General features: G+C 57.8%; 9 protein-coding genes and 4 tRNA genes. 5 read left to right on the plus strand and 8 right to left on the minus strand.

The window, feature by feature from the left end; genetic code table 11:
• Nucleotides 1–86: 86 nt before the first annotated feature.
• The 5 genes from CAURIC_RS10605 to CAURIC_RS10625 all read right to left on the minus strand — a co-directional run bounded on the left by CAURIC_RS10605 (nucleotide 87) and on the right by CAURIC_RS10625 (nucleotide 2,786).
• Nucleotides 87–159 (minus strand) — tRNA-Arg (locus CAURIC_RS10605).
• A 140-nt stretch (nucleotides 160–299) separates the two neighbouring features.
• Nucleotides 300–557: a hypothetical protein gene (locus CAURIC_RS10610; protein WP_035116053.1), complete on the minus strand. Its 258-nt coding sequence runs from the start codon at nucleotides 555–557 to the stop codon at nucleotides 300–302.
• 375 nt (nucleotides 558–932) lie between these two features.
• Nucleotides 933–1,859: an ornithine cyclodeaminase family protein gene (locus CAURIC_RS10615; RefSeq protein ID WP_035116058.1), complete on the minus strand. Its 927-nt coding sequence runs from the start codon at nucleotides 1,857–1,859 to the stop codon at nucleotides 933–935.
• Nucleotides 1,860–2,044: 185 nt separating this feature from the next.
• Nucleotides 2,045–2,120: transfer RNA gene (locus CAURIC_RS10620), tRNA-Arg, on the minus strand.
• A gap of 581 nt (nucleotides 2,121–2,701) precedes the next feature.
• Nucleotides 2,702–2,786, minus strand: a tRNA-Ser gene (locus CAURIC_RS10625).
• A 168-nt stretch (nucleotides 2,787–2,954) separates the two neighbouring features.
• On the opposite strand from CAURIC_RS10625, the gene CAURIC_RS10630 reads away from it, so the two are divergent.
• A complete protein-coding gene (locus CAURIC_RS10630; RefSeq protein WP_035116061.1) occupies nucleotides 2,955–4,043 on the plus strand; it encodes a pyridoxal phosphate-dependent aminotransferase in 1,089 nt (362 codons plus the stop codon).
• 71 nt (nucleotides 4,044–4,114) lie between these two features.
• On the opposite strand, the gene CAURIC_RS10635 is transcribed toward CAURIC_RS10630, so the two are convergent.
• On the minus strand, nucleotides 4,115–5,416 hold the full coding sequence (locus tag CAURIC_RS10635; protein ID WP_290182788.1) for a putative Ig domain-containing protein: 1,302 nt from the start codon (nucleotides 5,414–5,416) through the stop codon (nucleotides 4,115–4,117).
• A gap of 420 nt (nucleotides 5,417–5,836) precedes the next feature.
• Here CAURIC_RS10635 and CAURIC_RS10640 point away from each other — a divergent pair, with 420 nt between their 5' ends.
• Nucleotides 5,837–6,700, plus strand: coding sequence for a hypothetical protein (locus tag CAURIC_RS10640; protein ID WP_035116067.1), 864 nt, complete (start codon nucleotides 5,837–5,839; stop codon nucleotides 6,698–6,700).
• Between the two features lie 367 nt (nucleotides 6,701–7,067).
• Here the strand turns inward: CAURIC_RS10640 and CAURIC_RS10645 are convergent, their stop codons facing one another.
• Nucleotides 7,068–12,137, minus strand: coding sequence for a YPDG domain-containing protein (locus tag CAURIC_RS10645; RefSeq protein ID WP_290182789.1), 5,070 nt, complete (start codon nucleotides 12,135–12,137; stop codon nucleotides 7,068–7,070).
• A 658-nt stretch (nucleotides 12,138–12,795) separates the two neighbouring features.
• On the opposite strand from CAURIC_RS10645, the gene CAURIC_RS10650 reads away from it, so the two are divergent.
• Both CAURIC_RS10650 and CAURIC_RS10655 read left to right on the plus strand, forming a co-directional pair.
• Nucleotides 12,796–12,883 (plus strand) — tRNA-Ser (locus CAURIC_RS10650).
• Nucleotides 12,884–12,932: 49 nt separating this feature from the next.
• A complete protein-coding gene (locus CAURIC_RS10655; RefSeq protein WP_084588264.1) occupies nucleotides 12,933–14,036 on the plus strand; it encodes an NAD(P)H-quinone oxidoreductase in 1,104 nt (367 codons plus the stop codon).
• 36 nt (nucleotides 14,037–14,072) lie between these two features.
• Here the strand turns inward: CAURIC_RS10655 and CAURIC_RS10660 are convergent, their stop codons facing one another.
• Nucleotides 14,073–15,389: an aminotransferase class V-fold PLP-dependent enzyme gene (locus CAURIC_RS10660; protein WP_172644109.1), complete on the minus strand. Its 1,317-nt coding sequence runs from the start codon at nucleotides 15,387–15,389 to the stop codon at nucleotides 14,073–14,075.
• A 319-nt stretch (nucleotides 15,390–15,708) separates the two neighbouring features.
• Here CAURIC_RS10660 and wzm point away from each other — a divergent pair, with 319 nt between their 5' ends.
• Nucleotides 15,709–16,620, plus strand: coding sequence for a galactan export ABC transporter permease subunit Wzm/RfbD (gene wzm / locus CAURIC_RS10665; RefSeq protein WP_052095202.1), 912 nt, complete (start codon nucleotides 15,709–15,711; stop codon nucleotides 16,618–16,620).
• Nucleotides 16,621–16,628 lie beyond the last annotated feature (8 nt).

Raw genomic sequence — 16,628 nt, forward strand, 5'->3', positions numbered from 1 at the left:
TCGCTACCTACTCAAAGACCCAGCTGGTTGCCCCAAGCAACCAGAAAAACCCCAGCAAACAGGGAGTTTGCCAGGGTCTTGATTCGTGCGCCCGGAGGGATTCGAACCCCCAACCTTCTGATCCGTAGTCAGATGCTCTATCCGTTGAGCTACGGGCGCAACCGTGCACGTAGATGCCTGAAGCCGAACCAGCGAGGTTCAGCAGCATCCGCCGCAACGAGGGATAACATTACACATTCCCGTGAGATTTAAACAAATCCGCACGTCATGCGCTAGATTTTTGTGCCCGAGCCACCCCTTTATCGGCGCACATTCCAATCCAGGAAACTCTCACCGGACCCCATGCCTGTAGAACCAATGAAGGGTCCTGGTAGGAGCGGCGGGAACAGCTGATGCAGGAACTGGGTGATAGACGCCAAAACATCCGTGGATGGCCCTGACATAGCAGCCAGGTTATTCAAAGGATCGGACAACGTAGATCCCGCCGGCAATGACTGATCCGCAGCACTTGCAGTACCTGGCGCCATCACGCCACCAAGGATCAATCCTGCAGCCATAGCACCCGCAGCGAAAGTTCTACGGGAACGACTGACGCGGGACGCTCCATTGGAACTAGAGATCGAGCCAGCGCTGACGCAGTTTGACGAGGTGACGCCGGGCCTCATGGAGGATTCGGGCATTGTATTCTCCTGTTCCGCTGGGCAGGAATCGACGAGAATCCTCACCACAGCACATTTTATAAGCCACAAGGTGGCCCGGTGAGCAAGCCACATACAGGACACTAGCGCCGAATATTTTCGGCGGGGAATGTTTCTAGAAAAAACTTCATTGGCCGGGCCGCACACTGCTCACCCCTGCGCGTGGTTCGGCTCAATCCTGCAAGGCCCGCTACTCAACCCAGCGCGCGGTTCGGCTCAACCCTGCAAAACCCGCTACTCACCCCTCGAATCGTGTGCCTTCCACACCGCCTCGCCAACCACCAGGTCCTCCCACGGCATGCCAACTGTTTTGAATACGATCGGCCGGTCTCGCTCCAGCTGGACCGCACCACTGACAACATCTTTCATCGACACTAAGTCAGACTCGGAAAGCGTGCCGTCTTCGATAGCAAGGGTGATATCGCCGGCTTCGGCAAGCGCGGCCCTAGGTTCTTCAACAATGACGTGGGCGGCACCAACGAGGTCGGCGGAAAGCTCACGGGCATCGGTGGTGTGGGAACCAACAGCGACAATAACGGCGTGCGCGGAGACATCCTCAAGTTGCAAAATCGGGGAGGCTGCCGTGGTAGCGCACAGCACCAGGTCGGCAGTTTTAAGCGCGTCGGCGGCCTCTGCACTCCCTGACCGCAGCCACGTGTACCCAAGATCGTCCGGTTCGTTGCGGCTCACGAACGCTATGGAAACCTCCCTAATGCCTTCCAGTACCGACGTCACCGTCTCAGCATGACCGCGCCCCTGCGCCCCCGCTCCCAGAATCACGACGTTGATCGGGTCCGAACCATCGACGATGAAGTCCCGGATACCAGCGAGTGATACAGCCGGGGTGCGCAGGGTGGTCAATGCTGCACCGTCAAGGAGGGTGTGCGGAGTGAGCGTTTCACCATCGGCCAGCAGGTACTGGCCCTGAACGAGCGGCAAGTCGGTTTCAAAGCCCTCTGGGTGGAGCAGGATGATCTTCACACCCGCAACGTGGGGCAACGTTGACGGCAGAAGGTGCATCTCACCGTGATGCAGGGGAACCTTCGTACGGGCCTGATCGTCAGCTGGGTCATAGCCACTGCGAAGCACCTGACGGAGCGCCTCCACGGCCTTGGCTGGGGTAATAGCGGAATTGACATCGTCGTAGCTAAGAAACTGCATGGCATCTAGGGTACGTGGATTCCGCAAACTCAATTTGGTGTGGTACCCCGAGGTATGTGGCCCCCTAGCATCGTTCAGCCATATCGAAAATGACGATGTCAACTTTGTCGCGACTCACCCGTCAAATGTGTCGCAGCCCATGAACACGCGACTCACCCCTCAAACGTGTCGCAGCCCATGAGCAATGGTGCGCCCGGAGGGATTCGAACCCCCAACCTTCTGATCCGTAGTCAGATGCTCTATCCGTTGAGCTACGGGCGCTTCACCTTGCGATGAAAGCGATGCAGCCGAGCACAATCTCCCGCGGACCACCACAGGCGCACCACACGCCCCACAACACTGTCCGCCGCTGAACCCAGACCTCACCACAAGTCACTGGGCAGCACCTGAGCAGCTCTGGCGCTTCGCATTTCACCGAAGGTACGGAGACGCGGCACAAAATCGCAAGCGACTCCGGCCCTGTTTCCGCTGGTCAACAGGGTGTTAACCAATTGCGATCGTAACACTCGTGAAGCTTAACCCCAAAAAGTCTTCCAGCCGATTCTAAACTTTGCTATCTTATACATCTGCGAATGGGCAGGGTACAGGGTGAAAACAATGCCCATTTACATGTTGCGCGACAGCAATATCGCTACCCCCCACCTGGGGGCACGTTTGCAATCGTTGGGAGAATCGAACTCGCCCAATGCGTCAAGTTCTGCTATTCGGCTCCGCCACCGGCTTCACGCAAACCGCAAGCGGTGCACCTCCCCCTCTGAACTTCACCCACACCCCGCACCCAAAAAAACACCGGCCCCGCCTCGATGCACTCGATTAAGCAGGGCCGGCGCAATACTTCTCTGCGGAGGCGACAGGATTTGAACCTGCGGTCCCCGGAGGGACAACTCCTTAGCAGGGAGCCCCATTCGGCCGCTCTGGCACGCCTCCATTCGAACCGGGGTGGCGTCGAACTAAATAGCAACAAAAAGCAACTAGATAGCAAGAAGAACCAACCAGTTTCGACGGCATAAGCCTACACAGGAAACCGCCCGGCCCCAAATCGCCGGTGGGTCTACAAACCGCCGCGATCGATTGCATGGTGGGTAAGCTGGTGCAATGGTTCGAGCTGATTTATCTTCCCTACCCGCATATGTCCCCGGCGCATCGGTTGAGGGGGCGCTAAAGCTGGCGTCCAACGAGTCCACGTTGGCTCCACTCCCCTCGGTAGCGCAGGCCATTACCGCGGCCGCCTCCGGCATCAACCGCTACCCGGACATGGGCGGATTTGCATTGCGAAAGAAGATTGCGGAGTGGTTTAGCACCCAGCCCACGTCTACCAGCCCCACCACCTTCACCACGGAGAATGTGGCCCTCGGCAACGGCTCATCGGCGCTGTGCCTGCAATCAATCCAAGCTACATGCGCGCAGGGTGAGGAAGTCATCTTCGCCTGGCGTTCCTTCGAGGCCTACCCAATTCTCACGCGCATCGCCGGCGCCACACCCGTACAAGTCGCCCTCACCCCCGACCACGGCCACGATCTCTCCGCGATGGCGCAGGCCGTCACCGAGCGCACGCGGTTGATCTTCGTGTGTAACCCGAACAACCCTTCGGGGACTACTATTACCGACGCCCAGCTGCGCACCTTCCTCGCTTCCATCCCTGCACACGTGCAGGTGGTGTTGGACGAGGCTTATGTGGAATACAACCGCGCGGAAGACCAGCCCGATCAGCATGCCCTGTTAGCAGAATTCCCAAATCTGGCGGTGTGCCGTACGTTCTCGAAGGCTTACGGGTTGGCGGGGTTGCGCCTGGGGTACATGGTGGGATCCCCGGAGTTCATCGAAGCCGTCAACAAGGTGGGCATCCCATTTGGGGTAAATGCACTATCGCAGGTCGCGGGAGTGGCCAGCCTAGAGGCACGGGACGAGTTACTACAGCGCGTGGACCACACTGTAGAGCAGCGCGCGCGGGTAGAGCGCGTGATTGCGGAAGCCGCCCCTGATCTCTTGGTACCCAGTCAGGCAAATTTTGTGTGGCTGCCGTTGGGCGAGAGTGCGCAGGCATTCGACGAGGCGCTGAAGTCGAACGGAATTGTGGCACGCTGCTTCGCAGGCGAGGGCGTTCGCGTAACTGTCACGAATGACGTGGAAACCGATCAACTGATTGAGGCGCTCCGGGCAGCGCTCCCAGTGGCGGGGGCGTAGGAAGCGCGAGTTTCCCAGTTCAAGCACCCAGTCAACCCTGCTGGGGGCCACGGGACTAGGGGATCGCTACGTTAGAAACGGCGGCGCAAACTCAGCAGAGCAACGCCTACGGCCAACGAGACGGCAACGGTTGCCGCCACCGCTGCGATACCCTGGCCGTTTTCCAGTTGCGCGGGCCCGCGGGAACCGGCGGATGCGCCAGGATAACCATAGGCCTCATTGCTGAGGGTTGAGTCGTCCGCCTCATCGAGGGAACCCAATTTATCGGGTTTTTCTCGACCAGCGCTATCACGGTCTGCCCGGTCACGGCCAGCTTTGTTATTCGTACCATCTTGTGACTGTGGACCATTCGTGCGGCCTATTTGATCTTCTTGAGCGAAGATTTGAATGTCTTGGGGAACGCCCATCCTCGGCTCATTAGGCTGCTCAGGGAGGCGCTGTGTTGGCTGGTTCCCCGCCACCGGCGTAGGCGGAACCGTGGTCTCATCATAGGCAGGTTCCTCGGTGGTATCGGTTGGATCCTCGGTGGCGCGTAGTGATGCTTGTACGGTAGTCGTTTGTGCACGCGAGGTCGGGGCAGCCGTCTCTGCCGTTCCCGAAGGTTCAGTCGTCTCTGCCGTTCCCGAAGGCCCTACCGTCTCCGTCGGCTCTGTAACAGTTACCGTTGGTTCTGTCGTCGCTTCCGTCGTCGAGGATTCCGCCGGGGATTCCTCCGCCACATCGAACGCGACCACCGCTGTTGCTTCTTTGCCCGTGGGCTTATCCACCAGCTTAAATTCCGTCGCATAACGTCCCGCTGCCGCAGGCACTCCCGTGATCTTCCCGGTAACCGGATCAAAGGTCAGGCCTGGGGGCAGCGTGGTGGCGTCGAAAGAAAGATCCGACGTTGTGAAACCGGAACCAGGCATTACGGATACGGCCTCGATAGGGCGGCCGACCGTAGCCGCCTGTGTGCTGGGCTGGATGTGTATAGTGACCTCGACAGGGATGACTTCAATGCTGAAGGTCCGAGTGATCGGATTACCTAGATAATCACGGATTTCCTGGCCAGCCTGGTCGACCGCCACAGCTGTAACCTCGAAAAAACCGGTTTGCGTAGGCACACCCGTCAATACCGCCTCACTGGTGTTTTGACCGGGGCCAACGGGCGCCGGGGTGTAAATCATCCCTGGGGGAAGCCCATCCAAGCGCGCCATTGCTCCTTCGGCGAACCCACTTAAGCGGATGGTGACGGGCCGAATTGCCCGCCCCTCCAAAACAGTGATGGTTGCTGCGCGCTCGGTGGTATCGGTGGCCGGTGCAGCTATTTCGCTGGCACCCCCGGTGTTTTCCTGGGCCAGGGTTTCGGGAAGCGCAATCGACCCTAAAGCCAACCCCCCCGGCCATGGCTGCGGACACGGCTGCGGACATGACAAAACCAACCACATGACGGCGCAGACCTTTGTGCGCCGAATGCGCCACCGGCTTTGCGGTGGCACTCGCGGAGTGATCCGCGCCGTAGTTGATGCCCTTCATTCGGCCAACTTTCTTTACCCTATTGCCCTAGTCACCACCGGTGTTTGACCAAGAATTCCAAACTCTCCACCAAATACGTAACAATTTGATTTGATGGAGCTAAATATTAACAGAGCACCTAACTCACATAATATCGCTCGATATTGCCTGCCCCAAAAACTAACCTTCGCAGTTCGGGTTAAGTATACGCTGAGAAGCGTCACACCACCCGCCCGTAGTACTGCAGCCACCAGCTGCAGTAACGCTCCTGCAGTGCACCCACCCTAAAATAGTCAGGCGTGAAAGATCCAACTCGTATTCCCCAACTCATTGCGGAGCTGCAGTCGGTATGGGAGGCACTGCCAGATGTGCCCTTCGCTCAACTTGTGCATCAGCTCCAGGCTGCTGGAATGTCTATTACCAGCACGGATGATGATGTTCGGGAGCTCTTTCAGCGCCAACTGTGCGCCCACCCCAGCGCGCTGGATCAATCCGCCCTCGCTAACCGTGCCTTTATTGTGCAAACGGAAAGCCCTTCCCGTCGCATTATCCTGTCGCGGAGTTCCGTCGCGGTTGTGCCAGTCGCGGGCAGTTCCGCTTATATTTCGCGGTCTTTAAATAGGGCCGAAAAGCTAACTCCCATCAAAGAAGCTCGGGCCTCTACTCACCCTGTCAATAAGCATGATGAGCACGTCTTGCATCCCACCGTGTGGCAATTTTGCAGCATTCGGACGTGCCGGGTGAGCTCGCCTTTAGTGTTGCTTGATGCTAATGGGATCTCCCACCATTTGGGTGTGGTCACCTCGATTGCGGTCGCGGGTTTCCCGGCCGAGCATGCGGACATTGCTACTAGCTCCGTTGAGACCCTGTGTGGTGCCCTGCAGGGAGCTATGCCCGTAACCCCTCAGTTGTTGGATAACCAGGAGTGGTTGATTCGTTGCACGGATGGCTCTCTGGTTTTGTTGGGGCGCTGGTTGGTGGTTTTTTCTTTCCGACGCCGCACTCTGTCCTCTTCAGCCCACCCTTGGACGCGAGCGGAGTTCAGCTCTGGGGAGGCTGCGGCCGTGCCCGATCAGGGATTGGATGCAGGGTTTTCGGTGGATCTGGCTAACGGCCAGTCTATGCAGTTCGGACAAGTGGATTGGGTGATCCGGGTGCGGTGATGCACGGGTGAGTTCAACCCGGTGAGTCCCGCGAGGCGGTTGAGACGTGAATATTGGGTTTGATTTGTTGCCGCAATGCCCAGAAGAGGGGCTCACGTTGTGAAAACGTGAGCCCCTCTTCTTTGCTGGTTTACTTCGTCTCGTCTTTTGATGAAGTGCGTTGCCCCGTGGGTTCCGTGGGGTTAACTGTGTTCTTTAAGTCGACGTGTTCAGCGTTCCCCCCGCGAACCCGAGGGCGTTCCCGCGCCTTGCGGGCTCCCCGTCCTGTGGTGTTGCAGGGACAGAGTGCCCGAAGGGGCGGGGTTGGGTTTTTCGTCCCCAGCGGGCGACGTGCGTCTAGTTCCTCGCTGAGGACGGGTGAGAGTGGTTAGCTCTCGCGGCGGCGCAGTGCGAGCAGCGCGCCACCTACGGCAAGGGCGAGAACTGCAGCGCCCAGTGTGATTGCCACACCGGATACACCGGTCATTGCCAGCTGGCCACCGCGGTTGCCTTGGTCCGCTGCTGCGGAGTTGCCACCGTTGTTGTTGCCAGCACCGGTGTTACCACCGTTGTTGTTGCCAGCGCCGGTGTTGCCACCGTTGCCGCCCTGGTTTGCAGCACCGTTGTCACCTGCACCTGGCTTGCCTGGCTTCATGTCACCTGCACCTGGCTTACCTGGCTTCATGTCGCCTGGCTTGCCGGGCTTGCCTGGCTTCATGTCACCTGGCTTGCCGGGCATGGAGGAACCTGGTGCATTGCTGCCACCAGCGATTCCGCCGATGATGCCGCCGATGATGCCACCGCCGATCAGGCCTGGAATCAGGCCCTCGGACGAGCCGGTGCCGTCACTGGAACCAGGCAGGCTGTCCGAACCATTATTGCCGTCGGAGAGGCCTGGCTTTTTTGGACCGTCGATGATGTCAGGGGTGCCATCCTTTGGATTCTCATCCGTGACACCGGTATCACCCAAGCCATCACCGTTCTCGTCGGTTACAGGACCCTCAGGAACATTGGACTCATCCTTGTTTGGCTTACCGTCACCATCGGTGTCCTCGTCACCATCATTGGTGCCGTCACCGTCGGTATCTGGCTTCAACGGATCCAGGCCAGCGACCTTCTCGTCATCGTTGGACACACCGTCGCCATCAGCATCCGGATCCTTAGAATCCGGAATGTTATCGCCGTCAGTATCCTTCTCGGCCGGTCCGTCGATGATGTCAGGGGTGCCATCCTTTGGATTCTCATCCGTGACACCGGTATCACCCAGGCCATCACCGTTCTCGTCGGTTACAGGACCTTCAGGAACATTGGACTCATCCTTGTTTGGCTTACCATCACCATCGGTGTCCTCGTCACCATCATTGGTGCCATCACCGTCGGTATCTGGCTTCAACGGATCCAGGCCAGCGACCTTCTCGTCATCGTTGGACACACCGTCACCGTCAGCATCCGGATCCTTAGAATCCGGAATGTTATCGCCGTCAGTATCCTTCTCTTCGGTGCCGTCAAGCAAGTCAGGCTTACCGTTCTTCGGGTTCTCGTCCGTGATGCCAGTATCACCCAGGCCGTCACCGTCACCGTCAGTTACAGGACCTTCAGGAACATTGGACTCATCCTTGTTTGGCTTGCCATCACCATCGGTGTCCTCGTCACCATCATTGGTGCCGTCACCGTCGGTATCAGGGTTGAGCGGGTTGAGACCAGATGCCTTCTCATCATCATTGTTGACACCATCACCGTCAGCGTCTGGATCCTCCTCGTTAGGGATCTTGTCGCCGTCCTTGTCACCCTTAGGACCGTCCTGATCATCCTTATCAATGATGTCTGGGATGCCATCGCCATCGGTATCGGTAGTCTCATCCTTCGTCGGATCGGACTCATCCTTGTTCGGCTTGCCATCACCATCGGTGTCCTCGTCACCGTCATTGGTGCCGTCACCATCAGTGTCTGGATTGTAGGGATCAGTACCAGCGGCGTTCTCATCGGAGTTGTTCACACCATCACCATCGATGTCAGGATCAACCGCGTCGACGATGCCATCGCCATCCGTGTCATTCTTAAGCGGACCGTCGATGATGTCAGGGGTGCCATCCTTTGGATTCTCATCCGTGACACCGGTATCACCCAGGCCATCACCGTCACCATCGGTTACAGGACCTTCAGGAACTTTGGACTCATCCTTGTTCTTTTTGCCGTCACCATCGGTGTCCTCGTCACCATCATTGGTGCCGTCACCGTCGGTATCAGGATTCAACGGATCCAAGCCAGCGGCCTTCTCATCATCGTTGGACACACCGTCACCATCGGCATCTGGATCCTGAGCGTTAGGGATGCCATCGCCATCCTTGTCACCCTTAGGACCATCCTGATCATCCTTATCAATGATGTCTGGGATGCCATCACCATCGGTATCGGTGGTCTCATCCTTCGTCGGATCGGACTCATCCTTGTTCGGCTTACCATCACCATCGGTGTCCTCGTCACCGTCATTGGTGCCGTCACCATCAGTGTCTGGATTGTAGGGATCAGTACCGGCAGCCTTCTCATCGGAGTTATTCACACCATCACCGTCGATGTCAGGATCCTTAGAATCTGGGATGCCGTCACCATCGGTGTCTGGATCAGCAATCATGCGCTCCGTGACAGTGATCTTGAACTTGTCCTGGTCTTCCTTGCCATCCAGTTCCGCCTTTACGACTACGTCGTAGCTGGTGAGTTCCGCGTCAGCAGGGACGGTTCCCTCAATAGCCTTGGTCTCTGGGTTGTACTTCAGGAACGGAGGCAGGCCGTCTGCCGTAACCACGGAATTCGGGGTGGATGTAACCGGGATGGATACTTCCTCACCGCGCTGAACCTTAGTATCCGGTGCGGCGTCAACCGAAACGTCGCCCGCCGGATCGGTGGGGTCCGTGTTCTCAGGGTCGGTCAGGGTGACGGTGACGGTATCCACAACCTCACCGGTGCCATTCTTGACCTCAACAACGATCTTGTCGCCAGGCTTAGCGCCCTCATTAGGCGTCACGGTGATCGAACCATCCGGGTTCAACGTCGCTGTACCAGGACCCTCAGTTACCTCAACGGTCGAGCCCTCAGGAACGTCACCACCCTCGTTAGGGATGTTCTTTGGCGTATCAGCTGGAGTCTCACCGTCGTTCCAATCAGGCTGCTCAGCTGGAGCAGACGGATCGGTCAGGGTGACGGTGACGGTATCCACAACCTCACCGGTGCCATTCTTGACCTCAACAACGATCTTGTCGCCAGGCTTAGCACCCTCATTAGGCGTGACGGTGATCGATCCATCCTCATTGAGCGTCGCCGTACCAGGACCCTCAGTTACCTCAACGGTCGAGCCCTCAGGAACGTCACCACCCTCGTTAGGGATGTTCTTTGGCGTATCAGCTGGAGTCTCACCGTCGTTCCAATCAGGCTGCTCAGCTGGAGCAGACGGATCCGTAACCGTAATCTTCGCGATCACGGTGTCCTTGGTCTTATCTGGGTACGTAACCTCTACTGGAACTTCAATGACATCGCCAGGTTGAGCCTCAGCCGGAATCTTAACGGTTATCTTTCCCGTGGAATTTACCTGGGCTCCTCCCGGAGCATCAGGCCCGGGTGCAAAGGCTGTTCCCTCGGGTGGAGACACCTCCTGACCATCCGGATCAGAGAATACCGGGGACGGAACCTCCACCGTTTCATTCGGACTACCCGTAGTCTCTGGATACTTCGGTTCGAATTGGCCATTTTGTGCATCCTTCTTCACCAAAACAGAAGATGCAGAAACATCATTCCCACCCGACACTAGGACTGCCGAGTAAATGTCACCATCATTTGCGTCACCGGGAATATCAAATGTGCAGCTCGCAACCTGGGTAGTGGGGGTTTGGCTCTGATCAATTTCGCAAGTCTTAACTACCTGTCCGGACTTGTCACGCCACTCAACCCTAGATGGGAGTTTGGATAGCTGCCCCCGCAGCGTCGGAGTTACGGTCGTACCGGGCTGAGCTGGCTTATCCGTAGCGTTGTAGTCGGTCGTGATGTGCGCGGGCGCATAGGGCATGATACCGAAGTTGATGTTGTAGAAAGACCCAACTGGCTTGCCATACCGCGGCTTACCGATATCTTCCACCCGACTAGTTACTGTCTGATTATCCCCCGGATTGACCTCTGCACGGAACCCGCCACCGCTCTGAAAACTCTGGAAGACTGGACGTTGGAAACCGGTGTAACCTTGCTGCACCACCCCATCCTGGTTTTCAACCCACATAAATAGGTGATCCCTATTGAGGATGTCCGCCTGATTCTGCGCAGCGTCGGTATATTCGCCAAACCGCAGGGTATAGAAACCGTCACTATTAGTCTTTCCATGGACCGTCTTCAGAATGTACTCGGGATGCGCCTCGAGCATCTTTTTGGTCTCAATGGCAAGCGCTTCGGGATCATCTTTGTACTGTTCACGCAGCGCATTATTCGCTGCAGCGCCATCTTTGGTGAGGGTAGATGCAAATACTGTTAGATCAGATGCGGCAACGTCACCATCAGTTCCAGTGTAATTTGGGCCAGTTGCAGTTAAACCAGCGTCAGTCCTCCCGGTTTCAAACCAAACTCGCCCCGAAACGGTGTTGGACACATCTAGTTGGGTAGCTGGATTCCGCACGGCACCCAACGGGTCTTCGACTAGCTTGTCACCTTTTGCTGCCATGTAGGAGGTAGCATGGGAAGGGGCCATCTCCTGCATGAAGACCGCAGTCAACTGCATATTTAGACCCGCAGATACGAATGAACCCAACGGATACTGTGAAGGATAGTTGAATGATCCTGGCACGAATCCATTAGCCTGACGAATCATTTGCATCTGATTGCCGTTGACATTTCGGTATGGCTCTACCCAAACGCGGTGCTGCTGATTAGCAGCCGCTTTGTATTCGTGCTCCTTACCCGCGGCGTCCGTCCACGTCATTCCCCGATCGCCATTTCCGAAAGCGTATGTACCTCCGCCACCGTTGCCACCCACGACGTCTGGCAAAGTATGCGTTTTGGCGGAGAAAACTGGCGAGTAGCTACCGTCTGCATCGCGGAACTGAGCGTAAACGGTTACGCCGTCCACCGTTTCCAAATTGTTATCGACCGTAGCGCCCGGATTCCCATCGGCGGATGCAGCAAAAACATGCCCTGAGAGCAGACCTTTGCCCACACCACCTGAATCGGTGAGATTTCCCGCCGTAGTAACACGGCCACTTTCAATCATGTCCGCATCGATGATTTCCCGCCCATCAGCAACCGGCGCCTCTTGGGCCACCGCCGCAGGCAATGCAACCTGCGACTGTACAACGACCGTGCCAGTTGTGGCCAGCATCAGTACTGCCGCTGCAGCAGCAACGGACTTCATCTTGTCAGAAAAACCGAGTGCCAGCGCACCCGATCCGGCGTTACGAGCCTTACGGCCTCGCAGGTTAGCCATAATGTGTCCTTTCAAAAGACGAGATTGCCGGTGGACACCGGCTTCGTGCAGTGTGGCGTCACACTTGAAAAGCAGTGCCCGTGATGCAGCCCACCTGAACCAGGGTGGCAAGCTGAAGCCCTGCTACTCGCATGTGAATCCTTTAAGTTAGGTAGCTCTCAATGTGAGATACACATGATTGCAACCTGAACATTTGCTGATACTACACCTTGGAGCTGAAATTAGAAGCCTCAAACTTTATGGTTTTTTAATAAACCTTAAAGGTTGAACAATATTTTTCCCACATACTTTTGCCACTCACAGCAACCTACTGCGTCCTAACAGCCGCTTTGACCCTACGTGCGAACCTCTCGAGCTGTGCCCCTTAACCGCGAATTGTAGAACATCTCCTACATTAAGTAGGGGGTAAGTGCCCCTTATCTAAACTGGCTTAACTCTTACCGAGTGTTAACCCTCGTGAGTTAGCGTGAGATCGAGCGCCACTGGGGCGATACAGCGACACCTCCCCAGCACCTAAGCTCTCGCCATTGACCACCTGTCTTACGCCCTTCCCCACACCCTTACCCGACAACTTTGTGACTCACCCCTACAACCGGCTAAGCTATGGGTGCTTCACCAACTGGCGGAGATTAAATCCAGCAGAACCGAAGCAAATCTTGGAAGTATGGCAGAGCGGCCGAATGCACTGGTCTTGAAAACCAGCGATGGGAAACCATCCGGGGGTTCAAATCCCTCTACTTCCGCCAAATTCGCACTTCGTGCCTCCCACCCAGCCACGTTGCTAGGGTGGGCGCCATGAACCCTTCAGACGCGAACCCCAATCACAACCCCAATCAGAACCCCAACAGCAACCCCAATTCCGGCAACAGCGGCGCCACGAATCCCCCCACGAATAGCGCCGCCGGCGGCACCCAGGCCCTCGGGATCGTGCAGGCGAATCCGGACGAGGCGGCGTCCTTGGAATGGAAAGCAATCGCAAAGCCCCAGCCAGCCACCGGCGAAGCACTGGTGCGCGTGCGCTTCGCCGGCGTGAACCGCGCCGATACCCTGCAAGCGCAAGGCCACTACCCACCGCCACAGGGAGTCACGGACGTGATGGGCCTAGAGGTCACCGGTGTGATCGAGGATCCAAACGGCGCGACCAAACCCGATGGCACCCCGTGGGAAAAAGACGAACACGTGGCTGCGCTCCTCAGCGGCGGCGGTTACGCCACGCACGTTGTGGTCCCCCACGGCCAGCTATTGCCCATCCCCGACGGCTTTAGCTTGGCCGAAGCTGCCAGCATCATCGAAGTTGCCTGCACCGTATGGTCGAACCTCACCGATGTGGCCGGCATGAAGGCCGGCGATCGCGTTCTGCTGCACGGCGGCGGTGGTGGCATCGGCACATTCGCCACCCAATATGCCACCACCATCGGTGCGGACGTTGCCGTAACAGCAGGCAGCCAGGCAAAGCTGGACGTCTGCAAACGCTACGGAGCTACCACCTTGATCAACTACAAGGAGCAGGACTTCGCTGAGGAGCTCAAGCCACTCGGCGGGGCAGACATTATCCTCGACATCATCGGTGCAAAGTACCTCGACAGCAACGTCAAGGCGCTAGCCAAGGACGGGCGCCTCGTGATCATCGGCATGCAAGGCGGTGTGAAGGGTGAACTGAACATTGGCCGCTTGCTCAGCAAACGCGGCAGCATCCACGCCACCGGTCTGCGCTACCGCGATATCGCAGATAAAGCCCGCATCGTCGCCGGAACGCAACGCGATATCTGGCCTCTCCTGGCAAACGGCACAATCACCCACCACATCGATCGCACAATGCCCGTGGAAAAAGCTGCCGAGGCGCACAAAGCGCTACTCAACGGGGAGGTCACCGGCAAGATTGTGCTGGAAGTGGGGTAAGACCTGCGCTCGCCCCGCTACCGCAAGCTCGCCCCACTACCGCAAGCTCGCCACCGCGCGCACCAAGTGATCCACATCATGGATTGTGTTGTGCGGCGCTAGGCCCACCACCACCGCACCACCCAGCGTGGCGTCTTCGAACACTCCCATCCGGCTGAACAGCTCGGACTCCCCCGGGCGTACCACGCCGGTGACGATTCCGCTGGCCAAAAGTCGCTCTTCCACCACCGGTGCCGGCACCCCGTCAACCATAAACGCGAAACGTGGCACACGATCCACCGCGTCAAACGATCCGTGCGCGCCGTGTTCCCCCTCGTCGTTGATCACATCGCCATCCACACCGATCACATGTACAGTGCCAAGGGATTGCAGCCCCTCTACCGCCCGGCGCGCCAGTCCATTCAAATGCGCGCTGAGCTGCGGCAGGCCGCCTCTTATCCGACGCCGCCGTGTTCCCCGCACCCCATCATCCAGTGCGGCCAAATGATCCACGGCCTCGGGCACAGCCCCCAACAAGCCCTCAGAAACCCCACCAATTTCTAGAACTTCACGGGCTTCCTCCAGGGAAGGCCCATGCACCACATCCTTAGCCTTGAAGTGTGGCACCAGGCTACGCAACGTCTGCCTATCCCGAAAAACCAAAGCACCCACACCGGGCCCGCCCAAACTGCATACATCTAGCGCCACGACATCCGCCCCCAACTCGTCCAACACAACAGGACGGTAAGGAGCGTAAGAATTCACATCCACGACCAGTAGCGCATTGCTCTTCGCCCGCACCGTTTCCGCAATGGCATGCACGTTGGTCACGGTACCCACCAAGCGATTAGCGGCCGAAAGCGCTACCACGGTTGTCTGCGCACCGATCAACTCCGTGAACTGCCAGGCCGGTAAAGCCCCGGTACCCAAATCAGCTTCCGCCCAGCGCACCTTGGCACCGTACAGATCGGCGGCGCGCTTCCAGGGGCTAATGTTCGCGGGATCGTCGATGCGAGACAGCACCACTTCCTCACCCAACCGCAGCCGACGGGACAACGCGGTGGCCAGGTTATCTAACAAGCTGGCCCGCGAGGCACCCACAATCACACATTCCTTCCGAGCCCCGGTGAGGTCAGCAATGGCGGTGCGCGCGGCGTCGATAAAAGATTCCCCAACCCGACGGCCCAACTTCGGTTGGCGAGAGTGCTGCCCCGCACCGGCCTCCTGTGTCTCCAGCAAAGGAGCAATGCGGAAGCTGCGAGCAGCGGCGGCCGACACTCGCTCCGGGATCTGCGGGAAATCCTGGGCGTTAAGGTAGATCCAACCGTCCGCAAGGGAGGAATAGAGCCCGCGAACTCGCGGAGTATCAAACACAGGTAGCACCTTTCGTGAAAGCTCTCGCCTTATGATGTGACTGATATTAGCGAGCCTTATCTTACGGGTCGATTGTGTGAATTTGATGTGCGCCTCTACCAGCACCGATGCTCGAGGAGGGAGGGGCGGGCGCCCGGGGCAGGTGATAGCGACCACGCGGGGCGGCCCACCGAACGGCGTGGGCTGTTAAACAATGCCAACGGTCGCGAGTACATTGAATGCACTAGTAATGATGGGATACCCATCGAATAACCACCGCACATACGCGCGTGTTTTTAAGACGATGAGACGACGATTAGATAAGGCACTGGTTAAGTAGATGACGGTTAACCCCCAGTCGCAATCTTCCAGCGCGGCACTGCACGCGGATATACAGCGCATGACTGCCGCCACCGAGTCGCACAACATCCCCGCATCCAAGTCCCAGACGCTCCGCGCCGCGTGGCGCGACCTGGCTCGGGGATTCACCCAACGCGAACTATGGTTGGCGCTGGGTTGGCAGGACATCAAGCAGCGCTACCGTCGCTCGACCCTGGGCCCACTGTGGATCACCATCGCAACCGCAGTCATGGCGGTGGCTCTAGGGTTGCTGTATTCCCTGCTATTCCAACAAGACTTGGCGCGATTCCTGCCCCACGTGGCGGTGGGCCTGATTCTGTGGAGCTTCATCGCCGGCTGCATTAAAGAAGGCGCAGAAGTCTTCATCGATAATGAAGGCCTCATCAAACAACTGCCCTCGGCCCTATCGGTGCACGTATACCGGCTAGTGTGGAAGCAATTCCTGTTCATGTGCCACAACTTGGTGATCTGGCTGGCCTTGCTGGCAATCTTCCGCATCCCGGTAGGCTGGAACGTCTTGCTGACAATCCCGGCCATGTTCTTGCTGGTTGTTAACGGTATTTGGGTGTCCATGTTCTTCGGCATTATCGCCACTCGCTTCCGCGATGTGGCACCGTTGCTGGAATCACTGGTGCAGCTGGCTTTCTATATGACGCCCATCGTGTGGACCACCGCCACCCTCAAGGAGCAGGGCGGGGCTGTCGCAGAACGCGCCAAGATTGCCGAGATTAACCCGCTGTACCACTACCTAGAAATTGTCCGTGGGCCGATGATCCATGAACCCGTGGCAGCATACAGCTGGTGGGTTGTGCTGGGCTTTACAGCTGTTGGACTCGTTGCAACTCTGCTGGTGATGCGCCAATGGCGCTTCCGCGTGGCGTACTGGGTTTAAGGAAAGGA

The organism is Corynebacterium auriscanis, from assembly GCF_030408435.1.
Taxonomy (GTDB): domain Bacteria; phylum Actinomycetota; class Actinomycetes; order Mycobacteriales; family Mycobacteriaceae; genus Corynebacterium; species Corynebacterium auriscanis.